The organism is Exiguobacterium sp. s11 (assembly GCF_018619015.1).
Classification (GTDB): domain Bacteria; phylum Bacillota; class Bacilli; order Exiguobacteriales; family Exiguobacteriaceae; genus Exiguobacterium_A; species Exiguobacterium_A indicum.
In genome coordinates, this window is the sequence record NZ_JACSNF010000001.1 from 1,324,065 (window position 1) to 1,349,507 (window position 25,443).

Below are 25,443 nucleotides of genomic sequence, written 5' to 3' on the forward strand. Positions count from 1 at the left end.
ACGCATTCCTTGTCTGTTAGGAATGCGTTCTTTCTATAGATGATTAGCGCGTCACGTATACCTGCTTCGTGGTTTTTCCGTACCGGTTCTCAGAAGAGACGGTGATCTTTGTGCCACGCGTTGCTGTTGGGATCGAAAACGCAAAGTGTCCCATTTGATTCGCTTTTTGAGTATACGTCCGCTGATTGATCGTTACTCGTACCGTAGCGTTTTTCTCTGTCGTCCCGTTGACCTGTCGCGCTCCGGCCTTCACCGGATTGATCTGTAAGACTGGGAACAGGTAACTCGCTGTCATCCGGAAGTGATAGTATCCGCTGTAGTACGTACTCCCAATCCGGAAGTAGTAAGTGCCTTTTGGAAGTTCAAGACTGTCCTTCCATCTCCCTGGTGTCTTTTCACTTCCACTCAGACTCCGGTAATAGAGCGACTTGTTCATCGGGTCCGTCCATTCAATCGTCATAGATGGATCGATCATCGTCGTAACATCGAACGTTACCTGACTCTTTTTCGGCAATGTCACGCGGTAGTAATCGTGATGATCCTGCCACGTCAGCAGACCACTGTGGTCTTGCGCAAACAAAAGGCGTGTTGCCTCAAGGACTCCGTCATTCGGTTCCTGTTCATTCGTCGTTACCGGTTGCATCGCTGCCTGGACCTGATAACGACCGGTTTGTGTACTCGTCCGTGACAAGGTCAGAAAGTAAGTCCCTGCTTCTACATAAACCGCTCGACGGAATTTTCCCGGCGACTTCTCTTCACTGACGAGATAGCTCGAGAAGACGTTCTCGTTTAAACTGTCCGTTAGACTGATCGTTGCATTGCCGCGCAGGTATGTATCGATGACTAGTGATAGCTTGCCGTTTTTTGGGACGTTCACTTGATAGATGTCTTTTTCATCTTGAGCAGAGAGCATTCCACGGACCGCTTGCTGAAACGGTAAGACTTGTGCTTCTAGCGTACCGTTATTCGGTTCCTGGTCATCCGTCGTGATGGTGTCCGCTGTCGCACGAAGCGTATAGGCTGCCGGTCGTTTACTCAAGATGTATTCCGATACGATCAGACGGTAGTTGCCTGGCTCGACGTATTCAGACAGAACAGCTTGTTCCGGTCTGACGCCGTCACTCGTTAAACTCTGATAGATAACTTGTTTGCTGCGCTCATCCTGTAAGGTCACACGTGTATTTTCACCGAATCCACTGACGTCGACAGTCAGCTTACTTGCACGCGTCACGGTGAGATCATACTTCGCTGACTCGTTGGCTTTTAGTACACCTGACACCGGTTGATCCCATACGAGTGGACCGTCCGCTTCGACAGCGCCACTCAACCAGATGATCAAGAGTAAGCTCAGCACACTCGCTCGCCCGATCATACGTATTCCGTTCATCGCTTTCACTCCTTGTTTTTAGGTCATGCCTTCCTCAGTATACGAAACCACTTGCTGGAGGAAGCTTGTTCTTTTCAGGAGGATGGGAATCGGTTCTTAAAAATCAGCGATAACAAAAAAAGAAAGCCACGCAGGCTTTCTTTTTAAAGTCGACTTACTAGTGTTCGCCCGAGTACAGCGTTCTTCTCCGACGAGTTCGTTTTTTCAATAGATGCTTTCTTACGAATCTCACGGTAAGGCGTACATCGACTTTTCCAGTGCTTCGAGAAACGGACGCTCGGCAAAGGCGTGGCTCCGTTCTGCCGTGACGACGATCGTCTCCTTCTCGCGTTTAAAACGGACCGGTAGTCCTTCTGCGATCCAGTCGAGCTGGGCTTGCATCTTTTGGCGGATGCTGCCGCCCTTGCGTTCGGCTTCCATGAACTGACGTATGTACTGCAGGACATAGCCGAATCCGAACTCGATTGGAATTCGGAGTTCCGTTCCCCGTTGACGAATCCGGATCAGTCCTGCCCCGTAATGGACGGCCCGTTCCCACTCTTCGTTCTGTCGTTGATTCCATCCGGGATATAACACATGTGCCTCGAGCGCTCCTTTGGGACCACTCGGTTGAACCGCGAAATAATCGATCTGCATGTCGCTTCGTCCTTTCGTCTAGCAAAATAGGGATGACACCATGACTGGTCTCATCCCTAATGACAGGTCGCATTTAGCGTTTGTTCGAAAATTCTTTTCCCGGACGTCCGATTGCTTCATAGGCAACGCCTGCCGGGGCATCGACGTACTGCCAACAGTTCCGTCCGTCGATCAAGCGTGGCGTCTGCATGACGCGCGTCAACAGTTCCGGCGCCATCGTCTTCATCTCTGGCCACTCCGTCATGATAACGGCGACGTCCGCTCCGCGTAACGCTTCTTCAAGCGTCGGTTTCTGGTCAAGCAACGTCCGCGCCGCCGGATCATAGCCGACGACGACGACACCAAGTTGCTCGAGCCGTTCCGCGAGGCGTAAGGCCGGTGCGTCCCGTAAGTCGTCCGTTCCCGGCTTAAAGGCAAGACCAAGCAGCGCGACACGCATTCCCCGCTCCGGACGGACCTTCGCGAGGACGTAATCGAGCTGGGCTTCGTTCGTCCGGTCAGCTGCTTCGATGACGTGCAGCGTCGTCTCGTGCGTCCGCGCAAGCGTCGTCAATGCGGCGATGTCTTTCGGGAAACAAGATCCGCCGTAGCCTGCACCCGCTCGCAAGAAGGCAGAGCCGATCCGAGGATCAAGTCCGATCCCGTGGGCGACTTCCGTCACGTCGGCACCGACTGCGTCCGCTAGGCGAGCAATCTCATTAATGAAACTGATTTTGACGGCGAGGAAACTGTTCGCCGCATATTTCGTCAATTCCGCTGTCGTCGGATCAACGACGACGACCGGGGCTGTCGTTTGAAATAACTGCTCGACCGTTTTCGCAAAGGCGGCATCCGTCGTCCCGATGATTAGACGGCTCGGCTGACGGTTGTCCGCGAGTGCCGTTCCTTCACGCAGGAACTCCGGTACCATCGCGAAGCGTAACGTTGGGTGCGCTTCCTGCAGGCGGGCCGTCGTTCCCGGTGGTACCGTCGACTTGACGATGACACTGGCACCGGGGCGTGTTTCTTCAATCAAACGTGCGACGGCTTCAACAGCCGATAGATCACAGCTACCGTCTGCCCGTTCCGGAGTCCCGACGGCGATCAAGTACAAATCGGACGCCGGATAGTCCGTCGTGAACGTCAAGCGTTCGCGATTGAGGCGGAGCGCGTCTTCGATTCCTTCTTCGGTGATCGGTGCAATCCCTTGCGCTAACCGTTCCATCCGTTCTGCATTCAAGTCGACACACGTCACCTCATGTCCGTTTTCTGCGAGTCCGATCGCGGTGACGAGTCCGACATATCCTGTCCCAATCACTGTTGCTTGCATCTCCATCACGTCCTTGTCCATTTTTCTCTGTCTTCACTATACGGGAGGAAAGCCGATTTGTGCATCGAAAAAGCTTTCCGAATACGCTATACTGAGTACGGAATGGAGGAATGCATGTGGCGATCATCATTTTTAGCCTCATTTGTCTCTTCGCGTATCGGATCCGTAAGCTTCCAGAAGTCCTGCGGTCGATTTTACTCGTCCTTGGTTTAATCAGTGGATGGTTCGCGTTATTTGAGATCATTGGATATATCGAAGCCAATCCGTACTTGGCGGCCATCCCGATCGCACTCGGGCTCGGCTATTGGTACTGGAAACGTAAACAACGTTCCGTCAAAAAGACGCCTTCGGATCAGTGAAGGCGTCTTTTCCTCTTACATACGAAAGCGCACGAGGGGGATGCCCCTACGTGCGCTTTGCTTTTAGGATTGTTGTTTACGTTCCATCGACGCGATCTGTTCCTCGATATCGAGTAACTTCAATTCGTGTTCGAGCTCAAGGCGACGTTTCTTCCGTTTCAAGCGTGCGAGTTCCGCTTCCATCGAAGCTTTCGAGGCTTCCGGTGTTGTCGTCGTTTCACTCGATTGCATCGTCGCTTGAAGTGGATCAAAGACGTTCGACTTCGCGAACTGAGCTGCTTCCGGTCCGAACATATCTTGGATGATTGGGAGAATCTTGTTCAATGCGGTTCCCGGAATCTGTGATTTCTCATCGACTAACCGTTTCAGCGCCAATTCATCGACACGGTACCCTTTGCCGTCCTGCTCCGCGTGCAATTCCCCTGTCCGAATCCAGCGCCGGACCGTCTCTTCCGATACGCGTAATAATTCACTGATCTGTTTTGTCGTCAACATCGAATCCCTCTTTCCTATGATTTGATACTACTATTATGCGCATATGTGTGCGTGTGTGTCAATAAACACACACATCATCCCATAAAAAAGAACGCCTCCACTCAGGAGACGTTCCGTTTAAGCCTTATCGTTTTCGAACGAGCAACCATACTCCGACGACGGAACTCATGCCACCGACAATCGCGAACGGAAACGGCTTGTCTTCCCCTGCTTGCGGTAGACGTTCTGCTGTAACGCTTGGAGTCGACGTCGTATCCGCTTTTGCTGCGACCGGTGCTGTCGATTTGACCGGACTAACGACCTTCGTCGGCGTTTCCTTGACCGGTTCAACAGGTGGCGCCAGTTCGACGGCAACCATTGTTCCGCCACCATCGCGTGTTAGATCAAGGACGGCGTCGACCGATTGACGCTTCAAGTGTTTTAAGAGATGCGCCTGAGCATCCTTCGCCTCACTCATGTCCTCTTCAAACGCGATGTAATCGAGGTGATGCATCGCCTTAACCGTATAACCGGCAGGCGCTTTGACTTTTAAGATGTACGTGCCGACCGGGAAGCTGTCTCCGCCCGCAAAAGCGTGATCATCTCCTTCGTCTTCAATCGTCCATGCCGTTTCACCCGTGACCGTATCCAGTAACGTGTACGTCATCGGGACGGTCTCTTCTTTTTCCTGCGGCTGTTGGTCCCCATTCGCATCGACGAAGTTTGTCAGTGTCAAGAAGTGCGACGGTTCCATCATCTCGTCCCCTTCCGTCATACCGGCATCGATGACCCGGACGTCCCCTGCTTGGATCGTTACGTTCGTCGTTCCGAACGTGTTGACATCTGAATCCTGATGCGGCTTCGTGAACGTATACAAGCCGATGTCATAGCCATCGACCTTGACTTGATACGTCCCTGGCGTCACCTGTTCAAATATGTAGTTCCCTTGTTCCGTGATCGCCATGTCTGTGACGTCGCCACGTGGCGTGATCAAGAAGACACTGACGTCATCAAGAAGGGCTTCTGTCTCTTGGCGAATGCCGTCTTCGTTTGCGTCATACCAGACCGTTCCCGTAATTTGCCCCTTCGTCGCCTTGACGTTCGTCGCCGGAGCCGGTTTTGTTTCTGTGACCGGCTTTTCCTTTGTCGGCGTCGTCGGTTTTGGTTTACTCGGTGTAACCGGTTGTGTATCCGGTTTGACGTCTGGTTTAACTTCCGGTTCCGTGACCGGTTCTTCCGGTGTCGCAGGATCATCCGTTACCGGCTTCTCCGCGTCGACTTTCGGAAACTCAAGGAGAATCGATTGCTGTGTCGTTGGTTCCGTGACGACGATCCGTGGTGCCGTCTCTGCTGTGAACGTCACCGTCGGATGTGCAGTGATATCAATGCCGCTTCCCGTCAAACCGTCTGAGAACGCAAGCGTCGTCTCACTCGTCACATCGACGATGCCTTCTCCTGTGAAGGTCAACGTATACGGTCCTGTCCCGCTTGCTGTCACGTCCCATTTCGATTCGGCTTGGACCGGAGCGATGCCCGTCCCACCCCACATCAGGAGTAACAAAAAGATGATGATTTTTTTCATGGTGTCTCATTCAGCTCCGTTTCTAATAAGAAAAACATATCTAAATTTTAAACAACCGCGTAAAATTAAACCAGATAATTTTGTTTAAACTGTTCTTTTTTTCAACTTTCCACCATTTTCCGTAAAGGTCGTGATTTTTCATGAAACGTATCCTTCCACTCCTCCTCGGCGTCAGTCTCCTGACCCCGTCCGCCGTCTCGGCTGCGACGACACCACTTCCGGTGACGAGTCAGACGTTACGCGGTACATATGATGCGTCCGGACGTGCCGTCTTCACCCTACCGTCAGCCCTCTATATCGAACGGGCAACGCATCTCGAATTCGACTTGGATCGCTCGAAAGGTTCCGTCTATACCTCAAAGACGAATTACAGCAAAGGGACGACCTACAAACGGTATCGTCAACTGCAGGACGAAGCGTTGATCTTCCCGCTCAGCTGGTCCGGTACACAGTATGTCGTCTTCGAAGGAAAACCGGGGACCCGCTACCAGATTCCCTTTAGCCTCCGTAAACTCCAGCCGCTCTTGCCGATGAAGCCAAGTGCGACGACGTCAAAGACCGCGAGTCTCCTCGTCAAGATGAAGCACGGTAGTCTGAAACAATCCGTCTCGACGTCGCTCCAGGCGACACGATCGTCGCTTCCGGCCCTGTCCCTCGAAGAATGGACGTTCAAGACGAAGGCCGCCGCGACGCAGGCAAAACGTTACTTGGAACGATCAGCTGCTGTTGACTACGTCGAGCATACACAGACCGTCCGGACGGCAAAGGATATGTATCGTCCGTACCAATGGTCGCTCCAGAACACGGGACAACGAAAAGGAAAAGTCGGAGCTGACATCCAGTACGCCGCTGCCTTAAAACGACTCGCCGGAAAAACGTTACAGTCGACACTTGTCGCCGTCGTTGATACCGGGATCAACTCGACCTATGCTGACTTCGCAGGACGTGTCCGGACCGATCTCGGGTACGACTTCATTCGCGGGAAGACTTCCGTCACCGATCCGGACGGTCACGGTTCCCATGTCGCCGGGATCATCGCTGCGAATGCCGATAATCTGTATGGCATTCAAGGGATTAATCCAGCGGCTTCCTTGATTCCGATTCGTGTCCTCGATGCACACGGGCAAGGGTCCACGTCGGACGTCGCACGTGGTATTCTCCATGCGGTCAAAAAAGGCGCCCGCGTCATTAACCTTAGTCTGGAAATGGATGAAAAATCGCGCGCTATCGAGGATGCAATCGCGTATGCCTATCAGAAGAAGGTCCTCGTCGTCGCTGCTTCCGGTAATGACGGCGCGAAGACGATCAGCTATCCTGCGCGCTATGCGCATGTTCTATCTGTCGGCGCGACGGACCGAAAAGATGTCCGCGCTTCGTTCTCGAATCGCGGAAAAGGACTCGATCTCGTCGCCCCAGGGGTTGAGATCCCAAGTTATATCGGTGACGGTGAACTCGCCTATTCGAGTGGTACTTCGATGGCAGCCCCTCACGTCGCAGCAGTCGCGAGTCTTTTGATGAGCTTGAAGCCGAGCTTGTCACCGAGTGCGACAGAGAAGCTTTTAAAATCGTCTGCCCGAGATCTCGGAACAAAAGGCTACGACACCTCATACGGCTACGGTCGACTCGACGTAAACCGTGCCGTCTCGCTCGTCAAATAAACGATAAAGCGCCGATTCCTGTGACAGGAGTCGGCGCTTTATCGTTCATCGGATGATTTCGAGCGGAATCTCAATCCCGCGTCCTGCTCCGGCGTCAATGACGAGGACAGGCAGGCGATTTTCGTTGAAAACTTCATCTTCAACGGTTGTATCTGAAGTGTACGTGCGAATCTCACCCATTTTTTTAGCGGAAAACGACACGAATGGGAACGGAATCGATTGATTCGAGACTTCAAGACGAATGTCGACTTGCTGATCGTCGAGACGAATGTCATTCGTCGTCTTGATCGTTAAACGCATCCGGTCCTTACTCGTCAAGGAAATCTGGGCGGAGATGTTCTCTGTCTGACCAGCCCGTTTGATTGGGTCGACGATGACCGATGGGGAAGCGGTCTCGACCTTTTCAGCACGCTGGCAGCCAGGGATGATCAATAAGGAAATCGCGAGAGGGAGCAACCAGCGTTTCATCTGGTCATCACTTAATTGCGAATGTCAATTCGGCAGTGCAGGCGACTTCCCCGTCTACCGTCGCTGTGGCACGACCTTTTCCAATAGGTCCACGTAACTTCGTCAATTCGACTTCAAGGCGTAATTGATCGCCCGGCACGACTTGACGTTTAAAGCGGCAGTTCTCGATGCCCGCAAAGAAAGCGAGCTTTCCTTGGTTCGCTTCCATCTTGAGGACAGCGAAGGCACCGACTTGCGCGAGCGCCTCGACGATGAGAACGCCGGGCATGACGTTATAGTCAGGAAAGTGTCCGTTGAAGAATTCTTCGTTCGCAGACACGTTTTTCACTCCGACCGCGCGTTTGCCTTCTTCGACCTCTAAAATCCGATCGACGAGCAAAAAGGGATAACGGTGCGGAATGACTTCCTTGATTTGTTCGATTGTATACATATTAAACAGCTCCCATCACTGACAAATTAAGATTTCATCCAAAAATCGGTGATGCGGGTCCATGTGTCGAGCTTTAACACATCCATTGCCTCGCCACCACCAAACGTTGCATACCCTACCATTGCACCGACAACCAGTGCGACGATGACGAGAACGAGAACGATCAACAACCGGACGAGAATTGGGACACGTCGCGTCGTGTACTGACGAAGACGTGGTGTTTTCTTTTCAGATGCTCCGGCGTCCTTGCCTTGTTGATGTCGCTTCGAACGTTCACGCGTTGGCTGTTCCGTACCTGCTTGGTCTTGTACCATTTTGATCACCTTTCATTGATTCAGTCTAAGCGTAGTATAGCACATTAGTACCAGGTAACAATATAAGGAATGACTTTGTTTTCTCCTGGCTCCTAGCTAGTGTAACACGAGCAATCGGTAAACATTAAAAAAAAGTTTTCTTTTGTTATATAAGGAAGTAAAAAATTCGCAACACATTATTTCCGTAAATCTCACATTTTTTTAAATCCAAATGCCATCCACCCGCGTAAGCCTTACAGATTCACAAGCAACACTTACAAGCACAGGATGACACGGGCCCGGTTTCATCCCTCTATTCAAGTTTAGATCAACGCTTCCAAACGTTTTTCCTATTTAAAACCAAAGCAAGCGCTCCACTACCTTAAAATCGAGAGGATGGATTCAATATGAAACACACTAAAAAATTCGCAGCATCAGCAATGGCAGCAGCACTCGTACTTCCAGGAACAGCAGCATTCGCTTCTGGTGGCGCAGATGACATGAAACAAGAAGCACCGAAGAACGTCACGGTTAAAACAAAAGCTGCTGACCTTCGTGCAACACTTGATCAGTTACTTTCAGAGCACTTCGTCCTCGCTGTCATGGACATGAAAAAACAATATGACGGTTCTAAAGACGCAGAATATTACGAAGCAGCACTTAAACAAAATGCACTCGATATGACACCAGCCATCGCTTCAGTTTACGGCGACGAAGGCGCAAAACAATTCGAGAAAATCTTCGTTGATCACAATAAATATACGACAGACCTCGTCAAAGCTGTAAAAGCAGACGATCAAGACGGCATTAACGCTTCGAAGAAAGAAACTGAAGAGTTCGTACAAGATCTCTCAAGCTTCCTCGATACAGCAACGGAAGGAAAACTTCCTAAAGCAGCAGCTGAAGAAGTTCTCCGTGCGCACGAAGCAGATGTCTACAAGACATTCCAGCAATATGCAGCTGGTGACTACGAAGGATCGTACAACACGTTCCGTGAAGGATACAGCCGTATGTACGATATCTCAAAAGCACTCTCAGTCGCTATCACAACACAAATGCCTGAGAAATTCGATAACACGAAAGCGGACTCAAAAGCAGCAGATCTTCGTTCAACGCTTAACAGCCTTGCAGCTGAACACGTTGCACTTGCGAACATCAGCATGACAGCTGGTGTGGATAAAGCGAAAGATTACGATGCAGCAAACTGGGCTGAAGATATGCACACTGCAGACTTCAAAGCAGCGATCAAATCAATCTACGGTCAAGCTGGTGCAGATCAGTTCGAACAAGTTTGGACGAAAAACCACATCGAAGCACAAGCAAACCTTGTCACAGCAGCAATCAATGACGACAAGAAATTGATGGGTGACGCACAAGAAATGCTCAAAATGTTCTCAAATGATTTCGGTGCATTCCTCGGTGCAGCAACAGAAGAAAACCTTCCAACAAAAGCAGCACAAGAAGCCGTATCAGGTCACGAGACTTACGTCCAAGATACGTTCATGCAGTATGTTGAAGGCGACTACAAAGGTTCTGTCGACACATTCCGTGAGTCTTACGCTTACATGTACGGCGTAGGTGAAAACCTCGGTGAAGCGATCGTTAAACAATCGCCAGAGAAATTCATGGATGGTACACCAGGCTCAATGCCGAACACTGGTAACGGTGGTATGAGCGACAACAACACAGCTGCAACAACAGGTGCAATCGCAGTATTCGGTCTCGCACTCGGAGCAGTTGGTCTTGTTCTCGCACGCAAACGTCAAAACGCCTAAGAAATTGGGTATACTCAATAACAGGATAGCCACATGCTATCCTGTTATTTTTTTACATAGAGGGAATCCCTTCTCTCGGAAAGGAGCTACGCGTTTATGAAACGTTGGTTATTACCGGCGAGCATCGTCTTGATGGTCGTATCGGTCGGAACACTGCTGTTCCTCCTATTTGGTCAAACTAAACCAGATACATCAAACATCACGCAAGGTGATCAAAAAACGGAATCCGCGGCCTCTTCCGAGACGAAGGAAGAAGATCCGCTCAAACCGTCTGAAATATTCAAGAAGGAGTTCAAGGATCTCTCTGCAACGGAGGTCGAACTTCCAAAACAACTCGTCATTCCAAAGCACGACATCAAAGCGAAGGTCGAACAAGTCGGGCTTGATAAAGATGGAGCGATGGCAACACCGAAAAACGAACAACAAGCCGGCTGGTACAAGTTCGGTCCACGTCCAGGTGACGTTGGTAATGCTGTCATCGACGGTCACACCGATACGAAGACCGGTCCAGCCATTTTCTATAAGCTACATGAACTGAAAAAAGGTGATCCAGTCGAGATTACTGATGCGTCCGGACGGAAACTCATCTTCCGCGTCAAGGAGCTCGTCCAATACGATCACTTGAAAGCACCACTTAAGAAAATCTTCGGTCCAGCAGATACACGGAACTTGAACTTGATCACGTGTATCGGAACGTTTGACCGAAATGCCGGTACGTATGATGATCGACTCGTCGTCTTCACAGAACTTGATGAGAAAGCATCTGATCCTGTCAAAACGCCACCGAAACCAGCCACGAACGTCCGCGTCAGTGGCGGATTCGTTAACTGGTATGCATCTACGGATAAAGATGTGACATCATATAACGTCTATCAAGAAAAAGACGGCAAACGTAAAAAACTCGGTACAACAGACGTCATCGAACGGAAAGCTTTCCCACTTCCGGAAGATGCGACGGGTCGCTTCATCATTACAGCCGTCAACAAAGCAGGCATTGAATCGGAAGAAGCTTTCAGTGCCGTACGCCGCTAATATCCACACAAAAGCCAGAGTCCCTATTGCGACTCTGGCTTTTGACGTTCCTCAATAACGAATATGCTGTTTGCTCCAGCGAATCGATTCCTTGAACTGACGAACGAGATCTTCTGCTGGTGCCGTTAAATAGTAGGCAAGCCCGTGCACTTTTTCTGACATCTGCTGGATGACGAGTCCATCTTCGATCAGCTCCTGCAACTGTTCGAGGATTTGACCGTGTGACTGATCGATCCGTTGCTCGAGTTCCCCGATCGTCAACGCACCGTCCCGTAAGAGATAAATGATACTCGACTTGAGGCTATTTTCGAAATTGTGCTGAAACTTCTGCAATGCCAGTAAATCGGCTTGTTCTTCGGTATGACGTGAATCCATCTGATCCCTGCCCCCTTTTTCTTAACTACCTCTTCAGTATGACGCACTTTTACGTGAATTTCAAAACTCAATCGCGCTCCGTGATAATCGTATCGAACGTCTTCTCTTCTTCCGTAATGACCATCTTCTTTTGCGAGCGAAGATGATAGAGACGACGAATGTTCAAGATGACGACCTTCATGACGGCGTAGAATGGAACGCCTAACAAGACACCGAAGAATCCAGCGATGTTCCCTGCGACGAGTAAGACGATGATGATCGTCAACGGATGGACATCGAGCGTTTTTCCTTGGACGAGTGGTGACATAATGTGTGAGTCAATCTGTTGCGCGACCGTCATGACGATGATCGCATAAATCGCAAGAATCGGATCTTGAATGAACCCGACGATCAACGCTGGAATGACACCGAGCACCGGACCGAGGAACGGAATGATGTTCGTCAACGTTGCGAACAAGGCGAGCAGCAACGCATAATCAATTCCGATGATTAAGTATCCGATATAAGCGATGATCCCGACCCCGATACTAACGATGACCTGACCGCGGATGTAGCTCATGATCGTCAAGTGGACGTCCCCGAGAATTTTTTTCGTTTCTTTATGATATTCGTACGGCATCAGCTTGACGAGATTACCTTTTAGCTTATCGCCATCAAGCAACATATAGATCAACATGATCGGGATGATGACGATCGTCACGACCGTTGTCGTTACGACACTGACGAAGCCACCGACACCCGTCCCGATGTTCTTCAAGAATGTCGAAGCGTATTCCGAAATATTGCCAGAAAACTTATTGAACAGGTTATCCGGTCCTGACAAGAAGCGTGAGAAAACCGAACTGTTTTCAAGTTGCTCTCGGACATCGATCAATTGACGCTGGAACTGTGTCGCGAGTGTCGGAATCGAATTGACGAACTGTGTGATTTGCTCCGATAGCATCGGACCGAAGATGAAGCCGAGTGTCGTCAAGATCCCGATCAGACCAACGAGGACGATCAAGACAGCAGGCCGTCGCTTCATCTTTTTCTCGAGCAACTCGACGATCGGCAGCAGGACATAATAGAGAATCCCAGCAATCGCAAGCGGCGGAACGACCATCTGAAGCAGAATCGCGACCGGTCGGAATAGGAACGTGACATGATCGCCAATCCAGACGATGATGAGTAACGTCATGATCCACCACGCAAATCGGTACCATTTGTTTTCGAACATTTTTTGCATCTAACCACTTCCCTACGTAAAAGAATAAAGTTCCATATCCTCTTTAGTTTTCCTTAAAACAATGCTTCTTAATCCTTATTCTCAGAAAATATATCGTTCCCTCCATTTTAACCAATATATGATATATTTGTTTTAATAAGATTTGCAGATTCAAATTTGCCGTACCCGTTGAATGTGTGTAAGATGAGTATATTCGGACTTAAGAAATCTTTTTCATACATGTAAAAATAGAATACGGAGGATACCCTAGTGAAATGGATCAACCATACAATCGGTCGCCAATTGATGTTCGCCTTCTATATGGTGTTTGTCGCTCTCAGCATCACGTCTGCGATCGTTTACTTCTATACGGAACAGAAGATCGATCAGGCGAATGCGACGTTCGATGACTTGCGCGAACGACGGACGAATGCCAATGCCCTCGCAAGCGAGTGGACCGTCGCGCAAAGTAACGTCAAATCTTACTTATTGACGGGCTCACAAGAAACACTCGATGCCGTCAAGACAAATCAACAGGAAATTAATCGCTTAACGACATGGTTCGAAAAGTATGCCGTGTATGAGCAAGGGAAAGAATATGCAACGGCAACCCGTCAAATGTATGACGATTATTTTGGAACGTCACTTCCGCTCCTCAACGAATACGTCGAAGGAAAAAAGGACGGGAAAATCAACGAAGATTTTGTTGATCCGAATACACTTGCTGCCCTGTCGAACGGAAAAGACTTATTCACAGCGAATGGGACGTTACGTGGATCAGTCAGTCTGTCAGATGCTGATATCGATATGACACGGATTGATACGTTGCTTGGTGATTACCTGACGTTGATCCAAGGGAAGGAAGTGGATGCAAAGAACGATCTTCTAGGCGAGATGCGCGTTGCGCAGTTCATCTGGCTCTCGAATCTCGTCGTGCTGATACTAGTGCTCCTATCACTCGTGCGTCCATTCATCAGCCGCATTACAAAACAAGTCAATGCCTTGTCTCGTGACAGCGCGATGCTTGCAACAGGTGAAGACATCCAAGCGATTCCATTGCCAAAACGTAAGGATGAACTGCATACGTTGACGACATCATTCAATCAGATGGCGGCTTCGATTGCTGATAACAAGGTCCATATGCTGGCGAAAAACGAAGAACTCCAAGCACAACAGGAAGAACTCGTCGCCCAGCAAGAAGAACTGCAAGCGCAACAGGAAGAGCTTGAGGAAGCACTCGATATCACGCTTCGGAGCGAACAACATCTCAAGTACCGCAATGAATTGACCGAGACGCTTGCGTCCCGTGAGACACTGACGGCGTATCCGGAAATCATCGAGAAGCTCGTCTCGATCACGCATTCTGAGATCGGTGCCCTGTTGTTCCTCGATCAACAAGAAGTCCGCTCGACGATCGATTATGGGATGACGGAAGAGATGGTCGGTCGTCTTGTCTCCGATGATCAATCACTCTTGCACCGCGCACGCCTCCTGAAGCGTCCAGTTCATTCATCGAAACAGGTCGCGCATGAGAGTCCGCTTCCATACCCATACTATATGTATGAGGTCGCAGTCCCTGTTCTTGATCCGTCAAAAGAGCACATGATTGCCTGTATCTATCTCGTTCGTTATCGTGACGCCTTTACAGCGGAGCAGATGGATGACATCCTGTCGTTCTCGCATCAATTATCACTCTCACTCTTACGGATGGGGATCTATGAAGAAATGATTCGTGAGAAGAATAAGACGACGCAACTGTTGAACTCGATCCGGGAAGCAGTCGTCTACATCGAACATGAGACGGACGAATTGCTCGTCAACGAACCGCTGATGACGTTGTTCCCGGAAGTCCCAACAGAGTTCAAAGACGAAGAGCGCTCTGCCTTCCAGCAAGCGATGCAAGCACTCGCTGACATCATCGATGAACCAGCACCATTTGAGCGTTACATCGAACAGATCGTTGAGCTGAATTTACCAAAAGATAGCTTGATCGTCTCGATTCGAAAACAGAGTACGTACATCCAGATTTATGCCGAGAAGATTGAAGTCGACGGCATGTGGGTCGGTACGATGCTTGTTCTCCGTGACGTGACGAAAGAGACGGAAGCCGAGCGGATGAAGGAAGAATTCGTCTCGACCGTCTCGCATGAATTACGGACCCCACTCTCTTCGATCTATGGCTTCACCGAGCTGATGCTTAATAAACGGTTCGAGGAAGAACGGCAACGGAAATATCTCCAGACGATCCACTCCGAGACGGGTCGCCTGACGACGCTCGTCAATGACTTCCTCGACGTCCAGCGCATGGAATCGAGTGAACACCGTTACGAGATGTCGACGTTTGATGTCGTCGAACTCGCCCAGGATTTAATCGAGTTCTATGATGTCTCGCACGAGACGCACACGATTGATTTCGAGGCACGTGGACCGATCATGATCGACGGCGACGCAGAAAAGATGAAGCAGTTGCTCAACAACCTGCTCAGCAATGCCGTCAAGTACTCACCGAGCGGTGGGACGGTCTTGATACGGATTACAAATGAACTTGGTTTCGCCCAAATCCGCATCCAGGATGAAGGCATTGGGATTCCACAAGACGCGCTTCCAAAATTATTCGATAAGTTCTACCGTGTCGATAACTCCGAGACACGGAAAATCGGTGGAACCGGTCTTGGTCTATCAATCTGTAAGGAAATCGTTAAACACCACAGCGGAACGATTGATGTCGAATCCGTCGTCGGTGTTGGATCAACCTTTACGATCCGTTTCCCGATTGCTGTCATCTCGACCATCCTCACGTATGAAGATTAATCACCTGACCGTTCACATCATGTGGACGGTCTCTTTTGTCGTTAGATTCAATGAAGTGCGGGGTATAGTCAAAAGCGCATTATTTTAAGGAGGAATCAACATGCAACTGGGATGGATTGGTTTAGGACATATGGGTATACCGATGGTAAAACGTCTGCTTGACGGTGGGCATAACGTGATCGTCTACAACCGGACGTTTGAAAAAACAGCGCCATTGACTGATCGAGGAGCAACAGCTGTCAAAGAAGCACAGGAAGCAGTACGTCAAAGCGACATCATCTTCGTCATGCTCGCGGACGGTCCTGCTGTCGCGTCCGTTCTCGAGAGTGTAACAGACGACCTCACAGGTAAGACGATCGTCAACTTGAGTACGATCTCACCGGAAGAGACAAGGAAGATGGCTCGGCTTGTCGAAGAGAATGGTGGGACGTATCTTGAAGTTCCTGTTTCGGGGTCCGTCCCCGTCGCAGAAAACGGGCAGCTCGTCTTGCTTGCTGGCGGTGACGCAGACGTCGTCACGGCTTGTCAGCCGTATCTTGACCTACTCGGAAAGGAAACGATCCATTTCGGTCCACATGGCTCAGGAAGTGCGGCAAAACTTGCCATCAATCTCTTACTCGCCGTCGTCGGACAAGGAGTCGCGGAGACGTTATTGCTCGGAGAAGGTGCGGGTCTCGAGAAAGAGAAGCTGATCCAGATGATCAGTGCATCGGGCATGAACACGCCACTCTTCACCGGTAAACGGGACATGTACCGAAACAATGATTTCCCATCTGCCTTCCCACTCCGTCTGATGGCGAAGGATCTCGGGCTGATCACAACTGAAGCAAAACGTCAGCAGCTCAAGTTGCCACTCGCTCAAGCAGCAGATCGTAGTTATGCGAAGGCAAAATCGAATTACGGTGATGCTGATATGGCAGCCATCTATCGTGCCTTACAAGACTGAACGTAAAAAGCAGATCCGCACTCAAATCTGAGGCGATCTGCTTTTTCATGTTATTTCAGTGACGTGACGATTCCCATCATCTGATCGGTCGTCATCAGTGCTTTTGAATTGAATTGATACGCCCGTTGAATCTGCGTCAAATTCGTCATCTCGGTCGCCATATCGACGTTCGACGACTCGAGTGTGCCGACCGTCAATGGATTTCCATCGACTGTTTCATACTGTCCTGGTGCTGTAAACAAGCCGGCTCCATCTTCCGTCAACTGATTCGGATTGTCGACATACCCGACAGCAAGTCGCGCGAGGACACGGCGCTCTCCATTGACGATTCCCGTGACGTTGCCGTCCTTGTTCAATTCGACACCCGTCGCATCCGCAGGTAAGAGAATTGGTTCATTTTGACCGTTGACGACAGACCGTCCCGCGTCATCCGTCAATTGAATACGCCCATCGGCTTGCGGAGATAGTTGGAAGTTTCCGTCTCGCGTGAACTTCGTCACCCCATCCCGATCGATGACCGCAAAGAAATGATGCGGATCCGATAAGGCGGCATCGAGTGCCCGGTCCGTCCGTTTGAACGTTCCCATCGAAAAGCGCGTCGCTTCATTAGCGACATAGCCGCCGACACCGATTCGTAAGCCGGCCGGTGTCGATAAAGGTCCCGTTTGCAATGCAGCCGGTTGGTTCTGGATGTTACGCGTCAACAGCTCCTTGAACTGGGCGTCACGACGTTTATATCCGTTCGTATCGACATTCGCTAAGTTGTGCCCGGTCGTATCGAGTTGTTTTTGTAATTGCGCCATTGTACTAGCTGACGTATAGAGTGATTGCATGGTGTTCCCCTTTCATTATCGGACGCGACCGATTTCAGAAACTGCCTTTTCCGCTGTCCGGTCATACGCTTGAATGACTTTTTGATTCGCTTCAAACTGACGCAGACCAGCGTTCATCTCTGCCATCGTTTGTTCGATTGCGACGTTCCCTAGTTCAAGTACCCCTTGATCGACCTTGACGTTTCCTTGTGCCAACGCTTCAGGAGCCCGGTAGAGTCCGTTCTCGACTCGTTCAAGTTGTTCCGTATTATTCGTCGTCACGAGTCCAAGTCGTCCGACTTGCTCTCCGTTCCCCCGCGTCACGATACCTTCAGGTGAGACTTTGAAATCGTCATTGCCGACATTCATGAAGTTACCGTCTTCATCGAGTACCTGATCGCCGTCCGTCGTCCGTAAGATACCGTCTCCATCGACTGCGAACTGCCCATTCGTCGTATACAATGTTTCTCCTTCGATTCCTGTTCCTTCTCCCGTATTATGGAAAATCGTGAACATCGGCACACCGTCGATCGAACTAATCTGTAAATCCGTCGCATTTCCTGTCTCCGTGATGGATCCAGGTGCGAAGTTTGGTGTCGCCGCCTGCATAAACACACCTGTCGCGAGCGTACCGACGTTTCCAGCAGGTCGAATTCCCGTCCGTTCATTCGTCGCCGCTTGATGGATCATCATCTCCGGAAACGTGCGCAGGGATGCTTGATCGGCACGGAAGCCGGGCGTCCGTGCATTCGCTAAGTTATTACTCAACATCTCTTGTTGGCGTTGCAATGCCTGCATCGCACCGGATGCCGTATACATTCCGCGTAACATCTATATTTCATCTCCTCATTGACTTCATGTTCAATTCTATCTTTTAGTATATCGGTCCGTTTGCTTCAGATTATGAGTTTTTTTCAAAAAAAGGGAATAAAATTCTTAGTTGCATCTAAAGTACTACCATTCCTGTCAAAAAATCATTCTCCTTCTTTTGAATTCGTTTCATATTCATAATTATTCCAATTGGGTATAATTAGAAGTAGTTCATATCGACCAGTTGAAACGAGGTGATGACGGTGTCTTTCTTTAAAAGACGTACGAACCAATCGACCACTCCTTCTTTAGATTTCACACTGTTGACAGACATGACCCACTTCCTTGAAAATCACCCGGATGCAGTTTATACGATGGATTTGAAAGGAAATTTCATCGCATTTAATAATAAGCTACCTCTTTTACTCGGTTATCCTACCGACGCGATCCGTGGTATGCATTTCAGCGAGCTGCTCATCAAATCAGAAGCTGAACGTATTGCACCACTAAAACATCGTGTTCACGAAGGCGAAACGATTCATTTCACAACGGACATTCAACGAAAAGATGGTCAAATCCTGACTGTCAACGTCACGAACATTCCCCTCTACAATCAACACGTCATCATTGGACTTTACGGCATTGCGCGTGACGTCTCCCAACAAAAAGAATTACGTACCGCTTATAATCGTCTACTTGCAAAGGAACAGTTGACGACGACGCTTGACGGCGTCACCTTTCTTGAATATATTCCTTCGACGAAACAACTGACTGCCGATGCCGCACTTAGTCAATTGCTAGAATGGTCACAGCGTCATGTCGCACAAATGGATGCATACGAACTGCTCGACGAAATCCACCCGGAAGACCGCGATCTATTCTTACAACAAAGTACTGCCTTGTGTGACGAGCAGATTGCTGAATTCTCGATGTCCCTTCGAATGAGCAAACGACGTCACTATACGAAAGTCGTTCGTTGTGATGCCTTACTTCAGCAAAACTCTTCTCCCCGCTGCGTCAACTTCATCCTGCATGATGCGACGGAGCTGACGAGTCTTGAACGCGAACGCGATCATGCCATTCAGTCCTTAAAGGATGTCTTCGGCTCACTGGATACGTCCATTTACGAACATATCTATCATCCGCAAACCGTCACGTTTCAATCAGCCGGTTTTTTAGCTCCCTATCAGCACATCCTGAACCGGATTGAAAAGGAACCCCAGTTATGGCGGACACTGATTCACCCCGAGGATTTACCACATTTAGAACTCTCGTATCCTGAGATTCGTAACGGTAAGGTCATCCGACACGTCTATCGCCTCCAACTCCTCGACAATGTCTTTTGGATCGAGGAAACCTGTATTCCAATTCTTGATAATAAGGGCGATGTCTCGGGTCATTATGGGGTCTCGTCTGACATTACGATTTTAAAAGAGCAACAGCATACGATTTGGCATCTCTCCATGCATGACTCGTTAACTCAGTTACCGAACCGCGCCTTTTTACTCGAGGAAATCACGAGTTTATTGAAGACACGAACATCGTTTACGTTGCTTGCTGTCACCTTTAAGCAATACAATGTCATTCATGAACGTTTCGGACATGATGTCGGAGATGAATGGATTCGCCAGACGAGTACTGAAGTGCGTCGCTTTGCAGATCAAGATCATTTCGTCGGTCATCTGTTCGGTGATAAGTATCTCTTCATCATTAAGAAACCGATTGATGAGACAGCTATCGTGAAACTAAGCCATCAGCTACTGAAGCTGTCTGAAAAACGTTTTGATGTCTTGTCTTATGAATTGTTCACGAACGTCTATATCGGTATCACATACGTCGTCAACGATAAACTATCAGCAGACGAATTATTGAAACAAACGTATACAGCACTCCGGCGTGCGAAATCACGAACGAAGAGCAATTATCAGTTTTACTCGACGACGCTCGATATTGATATGTATCGCCGTTATGAACTCGAACGGGATTTACGGTACGCCATTCAAAACGAGCAGCTCGTCCTCGAATACCAGCCGAAAGTCGACGGCTGGAACGGAAATATTCAAGGAGCCGAAGCGTTAATTCGCTGGAATCATCCGGAGTGGGGACGCTTGACGCCAAAGGATTTCCTCTCCTTGTCGGAAGAAAGTGAGATGTATCTCCACATTGGGGATTGGGTGCTTGATCAGACATGTCGTTTTCTCAGTAAGCTTCGCGAACAACGCCATTCGAACATCGTTCCGATTTCCATCAACGTCTCCCCGAAGCGTCTGTTTTACGGAGATTTCGGACAAGTCATCGAACAATATCTCAAGCGATACCGAGTACCGGGTCATCTCCTTGAGATTGAATTACTCGAGTCCGACATCTTACTTGAAAGCGATAAAATCCATGAGATTCTAGAACGAATTTCTGCACTCGGTGTCCATATCTCCTTAGATGACTTCGGTACCGCCTATTCATCGATCTCTCACGTCCAGCGCTATCCGATCAATTGCCTAAAGATCGATCGTTCCCTCGCGCAACTGATCGAGCACGATCCAAAAAGTCGTTCCGTCGTCAAAAGCATTCTCTTCATGGCAAAGGAGTTTCAATTGATAGTCGTCGCAGAAGGCATCGAAACGATTCCGCAGCTCGACTTTTATCGCGAGTTACAGTGCGACCTGATTCAAGGTTATTTGTTTAGCAAACCTGTGTCAGAGAGCACTTTTGAAAAATTACTGACGAAAGGGATGTTATATCCTCAACACACCGGTCCAGCCGCTCCAGTCGAAGCGATCTTATCGTTATTCGCTCAAATCACGATTACCCGGCTAAACGGTCGAGCCATCCAAGTCGGATCCTCTGATATCCTGATCAACCGATGTACGAATAAGACGCTGTTCTTCTACTCTTCGATTCGTCTGCCGATTCATCAAAACATCGAACTAAACGTGACGCTTGCCTCATTGATTCATCCCGAGATTTTTCTCGTTCCTGTATCCATCACGGAACTCGATAACGGCCTGTTCCATTATGCAGCGGATTTCAAGGTGCGTGCGCTCTCTTCTCTCGTCCAGGAGCAACTGAAACATTCTCAACCTTCCTTTTTGGAAGACGTTCTCGAACCGCCTTCTTAAGACAAAAAACACGTCGACTCCTTCGTTAGAGTCGACGTGTTTTACCTTATCCGTTATTTTTACTGAGCACTGCTGTTTGTGTCCGCTCTAACACGGCATTCGTGATGACGATCAGTCCAGTGAAGAGGAATAACGCTTCAAAGCCGAAGTGCCCGGCAATCTGTCCACCCGCGAGTGGTCCGAGGAAGTTCCCCATGAACTGCGCGGACTGGTTATATCCAAAGATCCGGCCTGACGCATTGGCTGGCGTATTCTTCCGAAGCAACGTTTGGACGGACGGCATTAGTGCTGCTGTCGCAAAACCAATTCCCATCCGTAAGACGATCAATTGGCTCGTATCCGTGACGAATGCTTGCGGAATCAAGAACGCCGCAAAAATAAGTAGCGCAAAAAACAAGACACGCTCTGCTCCGATTTTATCCGATAGACGACCGAGTCGTTGCGCTGCAATCAATGCTGCGATCCCAGGTGCCGAAGCGACGATCCCGGATAGTAACGCGAGACGTTCTGTACCCGGACTGAGTTCCCGGACATAGAGCGACAGGATCGGACTGATTGATTGTGCCGCGAACTGAATCAGGAACGTCGTCAAAAAGAGACTTAAAATCAGTTCCGGATGACGCAGCGACTGGATGATTTCCTTCGCGGACGCCATCTTTTTGACTTCCATTGGGACGAATTCTTCTTTGACTAAGAAGTAGGTCACGAGGAAGGTAATGAAGAGCGGTACGCTCGTAAAGAGAAAAACGGGTCGAAGCCCAACAACGTCGGCGAGGAATCCTCCAATGAGAGGTCCTAGCAATCCACCGGCAATCCCACCGGTCGACAGGGTGCCGAGCGCCCAGCCACTTTTCTCTTTTGGGGTTTGGGAAGCAACGAGTGTAATACCGGCTGAAATGAATCCGGATACGGCTCCCATGACAAGACGTAAGAATACGAGTTGATAGACGTCTTGAACGAAACTAATCAAGAACATGACGATCGACATACCAAGACTTGCACGAAGCAACATCAGCTTCCGACCTTTTCGATCAGCGAGACGTCCCCAGATTGGTGAGACGATCGCAGCGACGAGGAACGTTGCACCAAAAGCGATGCCGGACCAGGTCGTAATATCTTGTCGGCTGTCGACACCGAGTTCTTCAATGAATAAGGGCAAAAACGGTAAAACGAGACTGAGGGCTGCAGCGGTCAAAAAACTACCGAACCAAACGACGACTAAATTTCTTTTCCACAATGGCATTGTGGCATCACTTCCTTTTATTTTACAATTCGTTTCAATACAACAACTTCTAATATACACTTCACAATGTGAAATGTCTAGCGTTTGAATCGTTCAAGTATTTCTTCCAGTTGTCCTCTACTCTTCATTAATTCGCAAAATGAATGCTACAAAAAAAGAAGCATTCTCCGTTGAGAACACTTCCATCTTTTCATCACTTGCCTAGATTATCGAGCATGATGCCTGTACCGCGTGCGACACATAGCATTGGATCTTCTGCGATCAGAACCGGTAGTCCGAGTTCTTTTGCAAGCAGTTGATCGATGCCGTCAAGGAGTGCGCCCCCACCCGTCAGGATGATACCGCGATCGATGATATCCGCTGCAAGCTCTGGTGGCGTCTTCTCGAGCACACGCTTCGTTGCTTCGACGATTTCCATCGCTGCTTCCGCGAGCGCTTCGTGCATCTCTTCAGATGTCACCGTGATGTTGTGCGGTAAGCCTGTCACGAGATTGCGTCCCCGAATATCCATCTGTTCGCTCCGTCCGTCTTCTGAAACAGTAGCAACTGTCGTCTTGACCGCTTGTGCCGTCCGTTCCCCGATGATGAGCTTATGTGTATCCTTGATTGAACGGATGATGTCGTGGTCGAAGCGATCTCCTGCGACTTTGATCGTCTCCCCGCATACGATATCACCCATCGATAGTACAGCGACGTCCGTCGTTCCCCCACCGATATCAATGACCATGTGCCCTGCTGGCATCCAAATGTCCATACCAGCACCGACTGCTGCGACCTTCGGCTCGACTTCGAGGAAGACCGTCTTTGCGCCTGATTTTTCACCGGCTTGACGAATCGCCTTCGCTTCAACCGTCGTGATGCTTGCTGGTGTACAGATCAACATCCGGACGCCACCGAACATCTTACGGACTTCAATCTTATCGATGAAATGGCGAAGCATTGCTTCCGTCATCTCGAAGTCCGCGATGACTCCGTCTTGTAAAGGACGAATCGCGACGATGTTCCCCGGTGTCCGCCCTACCATCAAGTGTGCTTCCGTTCCTACTGCATGAATCTTACCTGTTGCCTTATCGATCGCGACGACCGATGGCTCATCGAGGACGATGCCTCTCCCTTTGACATGAATGACGACGTTCGCCGTCCCTAAGTCGATTCCGATATCTTTTGAAAACATCTCGTGTGCTCTCCTTTACCCGATGGCTATTCTTCCAAAATATAGAACGTCGTTTGGACGTCTAACCCATTTATGTATACATACTTTTCAATTCTAGCATACGCCTCATAACGAAACGACTTTCTTTTTCGCTTTTCACATTTCATTGTCATCTTTTTGAAAATACAGCAAAAAAGCATCATCTCAAAAACATGAGATGATGCTTGGATAATTGGAATTAAAGCTTTGTTGCTGCCGTTTCTTCGACGATTGCCGCTTCTTCTGTCACACGTTCGACGTCTGCACCGAGTGCTTGAAGTTTGAGGTGGAAGTCGACGTATCCACGATCGATGTGGTGAAGCGCACCGACACGCGTTTCGCCTTCAGCGATCAATCCTGCTGTGACGAGTGCAGCACCTGAGCGAAGATCCGTTGAAAGAACTTCCGCACCTTGTAACTGTACACCACCATTGATGATCGACGAGCGACCTTCAATCTTGATGTCCGCGTTCATGCGACGGAATTCTTCAACGTGCATGAAACGGTTCTCAAAAACTGTTTCCGTGATGACCGATGTGCCGCCTGCTTTGAGAACGAGGGCCATCATCTGTGCTTGAACGTCTGTCGGGAAACCAGGGTGTGGCATCGTCTTGACATCAACTGCTTCAAGTTTTGCTGGACCAACGACACGGAGTCCTTCTTCTGTATCCGTGATCTTAACGCCCATCTCTTCCATCTTCGAGATGAGTGGACGAAGGTGTTCGCGCTCAGCACCGATGACTTCGACGTCACCTTCTGTGATCGCTGCTGCGATCATGAACGTACCTGCTTCAATCCGGTCAGGAATGACATAGTGTGTTGCACCGTGTAATTTCTCGACGCCTTCGATGCGGATCGTTTCTGTACCTGCACCGCGGACTTTTGCGCCCATTGCGTTCAAGAAGTTCGCAAGGTCAACGATTTCTGGTTCTTTTGCGACGTTCTCGATGACTGTCGTTCCTTCTGCGAGTGTCGCAGCCATCATGATATTCTCTGTCGCACCGACTGATGGGAAGTCGAGGTAGATTTTTGCACCTTGGAGACGACCGTCGACATGCGCTTCAACAAATCCGTTTCCGATGATCGTCTTCGCGCCCATCGCTTCGAATCCTTTCAAGTGAAGATCGATCGGACGTGATCCGATTGCACAGCCACCTGGCATTGCAACGCGTGCGCGCCCGAGGCGTGCAAGTAATGGACCCATGACGAGAATCGAAGCTCGCATCTTACGCACGTACTCGAGTGGTGCCTCGTCTTTAAGATTCGGCTCTGCATTGACCGTCACCGTGTTGGCTTCCGCATCGAATTCGACTTCCGCGTTCAAGTTGCGCAACACGTTATTGATCGTATAGACGTCTGCTAAACGTGGTACGTTTTGAAGGACGGATTTCCCTTCTGATGCAAGCAATGTTGCAACGAGTGTTTTTAATACGGCATTTTTTGCACCTTCTACTTTGACTGTGCCAGCTAATTTACGTCCGCCTCGGACAACGATTTTTTCCATTCCCCATACTCCTCTGCTTCGTTTCTG

The 25,443-nt window shown here is 49.5% G+C and carries 22 protein-coding genes; 7 read left to right on the top strand and 15 right to left on the bottom strand.

Going from position 1 to position 25,443, the window contains the following annotated elements; all coding sequences use genetic code 11:
- Positions 1-43 precede the first annotated feature (43 nt).
- From KNQ12_RS06935 to KNQ12_RS06945, 3 genes are all read right to left on the bottom strand, one after another.
- The gene (locus tag KNQ12_RS06935) at positions 44-1,387 is read right to left on the bottom strand and encodes an Ig-like domain-containing protein (protein ID WP_214747083.1); all 1,344 of its coding nucleotides are present in this window, start codon (positions 1,385-1,387) and stop codon (positions 44-46) included.
- A 228-nt stretch (positions 1,388-1,615) separates the two neighbouring features.
- Positions 1,616-2,023: a hypothetical protein gene (locus KNQ12_RS06940; RefSeq protein ID WP_035395896.1), complete on the bottom strand. Its 408-nt coding sequence runs from the start codon at positions 2,021-2,023 to the stop codon at positions 1,616-1,618.
- Between the two features lie 73 nt (positions 2,024-2,096).
- A complete protein-coding gene (locus KNQ12_RS06945) occupies positions 2,097-3,332 on the bottom strand; it encodes a UDP-glucose dehydrogenase family protein (protein ID WP_214747086.1) in 1,236 nt (411 codons plus the stop codon).
- A gap of 110 nt (positions 3,333-3,442) precedes the next feature.
- Between KNQ12_RS06945 and KNQ12_RS06950 the strand changes: the two genes are divergently transcribed.
- Positions 3,443-3,691, top strand: coding sequence for a hypothetical protein (locus KNQ12_RS06950; RefSeq protein ID WP_041255214.1), 249 nt, complete (start codon positions 3,443-3,445; stop codon positions 3,689-3,691).
- A gap of 63 nt (positions 3,692-3,754) precedes the next feature.
- Here KNQ12_RS06950 and KNQ12_RS06955 read toward each other — a convergent pair whose 3' ends face one another.
- Together KNQ12_RS06955 and KNQ12_RS06960 are read right to left on the bottom strand one after the other, a co-directional pair.
- A complete protein-coding gene (locus KNQ12_RS06955) occupies positions 3,755-4,207 on the bottom strand; it encodes a helix-turn-helix domain-containing protein (protein ID WP_353047612.1) in 453 nt (150 codons plus the stop codon).
- Between the two features lie 103 nt (positions 4,208-4,310).
- On the bottom strand, positions 4,311-5,747 hold the full coding sequence (locus KNQ12_RS06960; protein ID WP_214747092.1) for an SdrD B-like domain-containing protein: 1,437 nt from the start codon (positions 5,745-5,747) through the stop codon (positions 4,311-4,313).
- Positions 5,748-5,887: 140 nt separating this feature from the next.
- Between KNQ12_RS06960 and KNQ12_RS06965 the strand changes: the two genes are divergently transcribed.
- Positions 5,888-7,405 carry a S8 family peptidase gene (locus KNQ12_RS06965; protein WP_251055724.1) on the top strand — a complete coding sequence of 506 codons (1,518 nt, stop codon included), beginning with the start codon at positions 5,888-5,890 and terminating at the stop codon, positions 7,403-7,405.
- A gap of 45 nt (positions 7,406-7,450) precedes the next feature.
- Here KNQ12_RS06965 and KNQ12_RS06970 read toward each other — a convergent pair whose 3' ends face one another.
- From KNQ12_RS06970 to KNQ12_RS06980, 3 genes are read right to left on the bottom strand one after another with little or no spacing between them, the layout of a single operon-like run.
- Positions 7,451-7,873, bottom strand: a complete 423-nt coding sequence (locus tag KNQ12_RS06970) for a hypothetical protein (protein WP_053454386.1) — start codon at positions 7,871-7,873, stop codon at positions 7,451-7,453.
- Positions 7,874-7,880: 7 nt separating this feature from the next.
- Positions 7,881-8,303, bottom strand: coding sequence for a 3-hydroxyacyl-ACP dehydratase FabZ (fabZ, locus tag KNQ12_RS06975; protein ID WP_023469477.1), 423 nt, complete (start codon positions 8,301-8,303; stop codon positions 7,881-7,883).
- Positions 8,304-8,329: 26 nt separating this feature from the next.
- Positions 8,330-8,617 carry a DNA-directed RNA polymerase subunit beta gene (locus tag KNQ12_RS06980; protein ID WP_214747331.1) on the bottom strand — a complete coding sequence of 96 codons (288 nt, stop codon included), beginning with the start codon at positions 8,615-8,617 and terminating at the stop codon, positions 8,330-8,332.
- Between the two features lie 386 nt (positions 8,618-9,003).
- On the opposite strand from KNQ12_RS06980, the gene KNQ12_RS06985 reads away from it, so the two are divergent.
- Both KNQ12_RS06985 and KNQ12_RS06990 read left to right on the top strand, forming a co-directional pair.
- A complete protein-coding gene (locus KNQ12_RS06985) occupies positions 9,004-10,371 on the top strand; it encodes a copper amine oxidase (RefSeq protein WP_214747095.1) in 1,368 nt (455 codons plus the stop codon).
- A gap of 96 nt (positions 10,372-10,467) precedes the next feature.
- A complete protein-coding gene (locus KNQ12_RS06990; RefSeq protein WP_214747098.1) occupies positions 10,468-11,403 on the top strand; it encodes a class F sortase in 936 nt (311 codons plus the stop codon).
- A gap of 51 nt (positions 11,404-11,454) precedes the next feature.
- Here the strand turns inward: KNQ12_RS06990 and KNQ12_RS06995 are convergent, their stop codons facing one another.
- Together KNQ12_RS06995 and KNQ12_RS07000 are read right to left on the bottom strand one after the other, a co-directional pair.
- A complete protein-coding gene (locus tag KNQ12_RS06995) occupies positions 11,455-11,778 on the bottom strand; it encodes a winged helix-turn-helix transcriptional regulator (RefSeq protein WP_029342725.1) in 324 nt (107 codons plus the stop codon).
- 67 nt (positions 11,779-11,845) lie between these two features.
- Positions 11,846-13,003 (bottom strand): AI-2E family transporter, encoded by a 1,158-nt coding sequence (locus KNQ12_RS07000; RefSeq protein ID WP_053454391.1) that lies wholly within the window; start codon positions 13,001-13,003, stop codon positions 11,846-11,848.
- Positions 13,004-13,252: 249 nt separating this feature from the next.
- Here KNQ12_RS07000 and KNQ12_RS07005 point away from each other — a divergent pair, with 249 nt between their 5' ends.
- On the top strand, positions 13,253-15,793 hold the full coding sequence (locus tag KNQ12_RS07005; RefSeq protein WP_055969273.1) for an ATP-binding protein: 2,541 nt from the start codon (positions 13,253-13,255) through the stop codon (positions 15,791-15,793).
- Between the two features lie 100 nt (positions 15,794-15,893).
- Positions 15,894-16,739: an NAD(P)-dependent oxidoreductase gene (locus KNQ12_RS07010; RefSeq protein WP_055969275.1), complete on the top strand. Its 846-nt coding sequence runs from the start codon at positions 15,894-15,896 to the stop codon at positions 16,737-16,739.
- Positions 16,740-16,789: 50 nt separating this feature from the next.
- Here KNQ12_RS07010 and KNQ12_RS07015 read toward each other — a convergent pair whose 3' ends face one another.
- Together KNQ12_RS07015 and KNQ12_RS07020 are read right to left on the bottom strand one after the other, a co-directional pair.
- Positions 16,790-17,572, bottom strand: coding sequence for a flagellar hook-basal body protein (locus tag KNQ12_RS07015; RefSeq protein WP_023469485.1), 783 nt, complete (start codon positions 17,570-17,572; stop codon positions 16,790-16,792).
- A 15-nt stretch (positions 17,573-17,587) separates the two neighbouring features.
- Positions 17,588-18,382: a flagellar hook-basal body protein gene (locus tag KNQ12_RS07020; RefSeq protein ID WP_055969278.1), complete on the bottom strand. Its 795-nt coding sequence runs from the start codon at positions 18,380-18,382 to the stop codon at positions 17,588-17,590.
- Between the two features lie 311 nt (positions 18,383-18,693).
- On the opposite strand from KNQ12_RS07020, the gene KNQ12_RS07025 reads away from it, so the two are divergent.
- Positions 18,694-21,477, top strand: a complete 2,784-nt coding sequence (locus KNQ12_RS07025; protein ID WP_251055766.1) for a sensor domain-containing protein — start codon at positions 18,694-18,696, stop codon at positions 21,475-21,477.
- Between the two features lie 46 nt (positions 21,478-21,523).
- On the opposite strand, the gene KNQ12_RS07030 is transcribed toward KNQ12_RS07025, so the two are convergent.
- The 3 genes from KNQ12_RS07030 to murA all read right to left on the bottom strand — a co-directional run bounded on the left by KNQ12_RS07030 (position 21,524) and on the right by murA (position 25,416).
- Positions 21,524-22,720 carry a multidrug efflux MFS transporter gene (locus tag KNQ12_RS07030; RefSeq protein WP_023469489.1) on the bottom strand — a complete coding sequence of 399 codons (1,197 nt, stop codon included), beginning with the start codon at positions 22,718-22,720 and terminating at the stop codon, positions 21,524-21,526.
- A 193-nt stretch (positions 22,721-22,913) separates the two neighbouring features.
- Positions 22,914-23,894: a rod shape-determining protein MreB gene (gene mreB / locus KNQ12_RS07035; protein ID WP_023469490.1), complete on the bottom strand. Its 981-nt coding sequence runs from the start codon at positions 23,892-23,894 to the stop codon at positions 22,914-22,916.
- A 217-nt stretch (positions 23,895-24,111) separates the two neighbouring features.
- Positions 24,112-25,416 (bottom strand): UDP-N-acetylglucosamine 1-carboxyvinyltransferase, encoded by a 1,305-nt coding sequence (murA, locus tag KNQ12_RS07040; RefSeq protein WP_023469491.1) that lies wholly within the window; start codon positions 25,414-25,416, stop codon positions 24,112-24,114.
- Positions 25,417-25,443 lie beyond the last annotated feature (27 nt).

Excerpts from the sequence above, each read along its gene's own strand:
- KNQ12_RS06935 (WP_214747083.1), bottom strand. The coding sequence starts at position 1,387 with ATGAACGGAATACGTATGATCGGGCGAGCGAGTGTGCTGAGCTTACTC.
- KNQ12_RS06940 (WP_035395896.1), bottom strand. The coding sequence starts at position 2,023 with ATGCAGATCGATTATTTCGCGGTTCAACCGAGTGGTCCCAAAGGAGCG.
- KNQ12_RS06945 (WP_214747086.1), bottom strand. The coding sequence starts at position 3,332 with ATGCAAGCAACAGTGATTGGGACAGGATATGTCGGACTCGTCACCGCG.
- KNQ12_RS06950 (WP_041255214.1), top strand. The coding sequence starts at position 3,443 with ATGCATGTGGCGATCATCATTTTTAGCCTCATTTGTCTCTTCGCGTAT.
- KNQ12_RS06960 (WP_214747092.1), bottom strand. The coding sequence starts at position 5,747 with ATGAAAAAAATCATCATCTTTTTGTTACTCCTGATGTGGGGTGGGACG.
- KNQ12_RS06965 (WP_251055724.1), top strand. The coding sequence starts at position 5,888 with ATGAAACGTATCCTTCCACTCCTCCTCGGCGTCAGTCTCCTGACCCCG.
- KNQ12_RS06970 (WP_053454386.1), bottom strand. The coding sequence starts at position 7,873 with ATGAAACGCTGGTTGCTCCCTCTCGCGATTTCCTTATTGATCATCCCT.
- fabZ (WP_023469477.1), bottom strand. The coding sequence starts at position 8,303 with ATGTATACAATCGAACAAATCAAGGAAGTCATTCCGCACCGTTATCCC.
- KNQ12_RS06980 (WP_214747331.1), bottom strand. The coding sequence starts at position 8,617 with ATGGTACAAGACCAAGCAGGTACGGAACAGCCAACGCGTGAACGTTCG.
- KNQ12_RS06985 (WP_214747095.1), top strand. The coding sequence starts at position 9,004 with ATGAAACACACTAAAAAATTCGCAGCATCAGCAATGGCAGCAGCACTC.
- KNQ12_RS06990 (WP_214747098.1), top strand. The coding sequence starts at position 10,468 with ATGAAACGTTGGTTATTACCGGCGAGCATCGTCTTGATGGTCGTATCG.
- KNQ12_RS06995 (WP_029342725.1), bottom strand. The coding sequence starts at position 11,778 with ATGGATTCACGTCATACCGAAGAACAAGCCGATTTACTGGCATTGCAG.
- KNQ12_RS07000 (WP_053454391.1), bottom strand. The coding sequence starts at position 13,003 with ATGCAAAAAATGTTCGAAAACAAATGGTACCGATTTGCGTGGTGGATC.
- KNQ12_RS07010 (WP_055969275.1), top strand. The coding sequence starts at position 15,894 with ATGCAACTGGGATGGATTGGTTTAGGACATATGGGTATACCGATGGTA.
- KNQ12_RS07015 (WP_023469485.1), bottom strand. The coding sequence starts at position 17,572 with ATGCAATCACTCTATACGTCAGCTAGTACAATGGCGCAATTACAAAAA.
- KNQ12_RS07020 (WP_055969278.1), bottom strand. The coding sequence starts at position 18,382 with ATGTTACGCGGAATGTATACGGCATCCGGTGCGATGCAGGCATTGCAA.
- KNQ12_RS07025 (WP_251055766.1), top strand. The coding sequence starts at position 18,694 with ATGACCCACTTCCTTGAAAATCACCCGGATGCAGTTTATACGATGGAT.
- KNQ12_RS07030 (WP_023469489.1), bottom strand. The coding sequence starts at position 22,720 with ATGCCATTGTGGAAAAGAAATTTAGTCGTCGTTTGGTTCGGTAGTTTT.
- mreB (WP_023469490.1), bottom strand. The coding sequence starts at position 23,894 with ATGTTTTCAAAAGATATCGGAATCGACTTAGGGACGGCGAACGTCGTC.
- murA (WP_023469491.1), bottom strand. The coding sequence starts at position 25,416 with ATGGAAAAAATCGTTGTCCGAGGCGGACGTAAATTAGCTGGCACAGTC.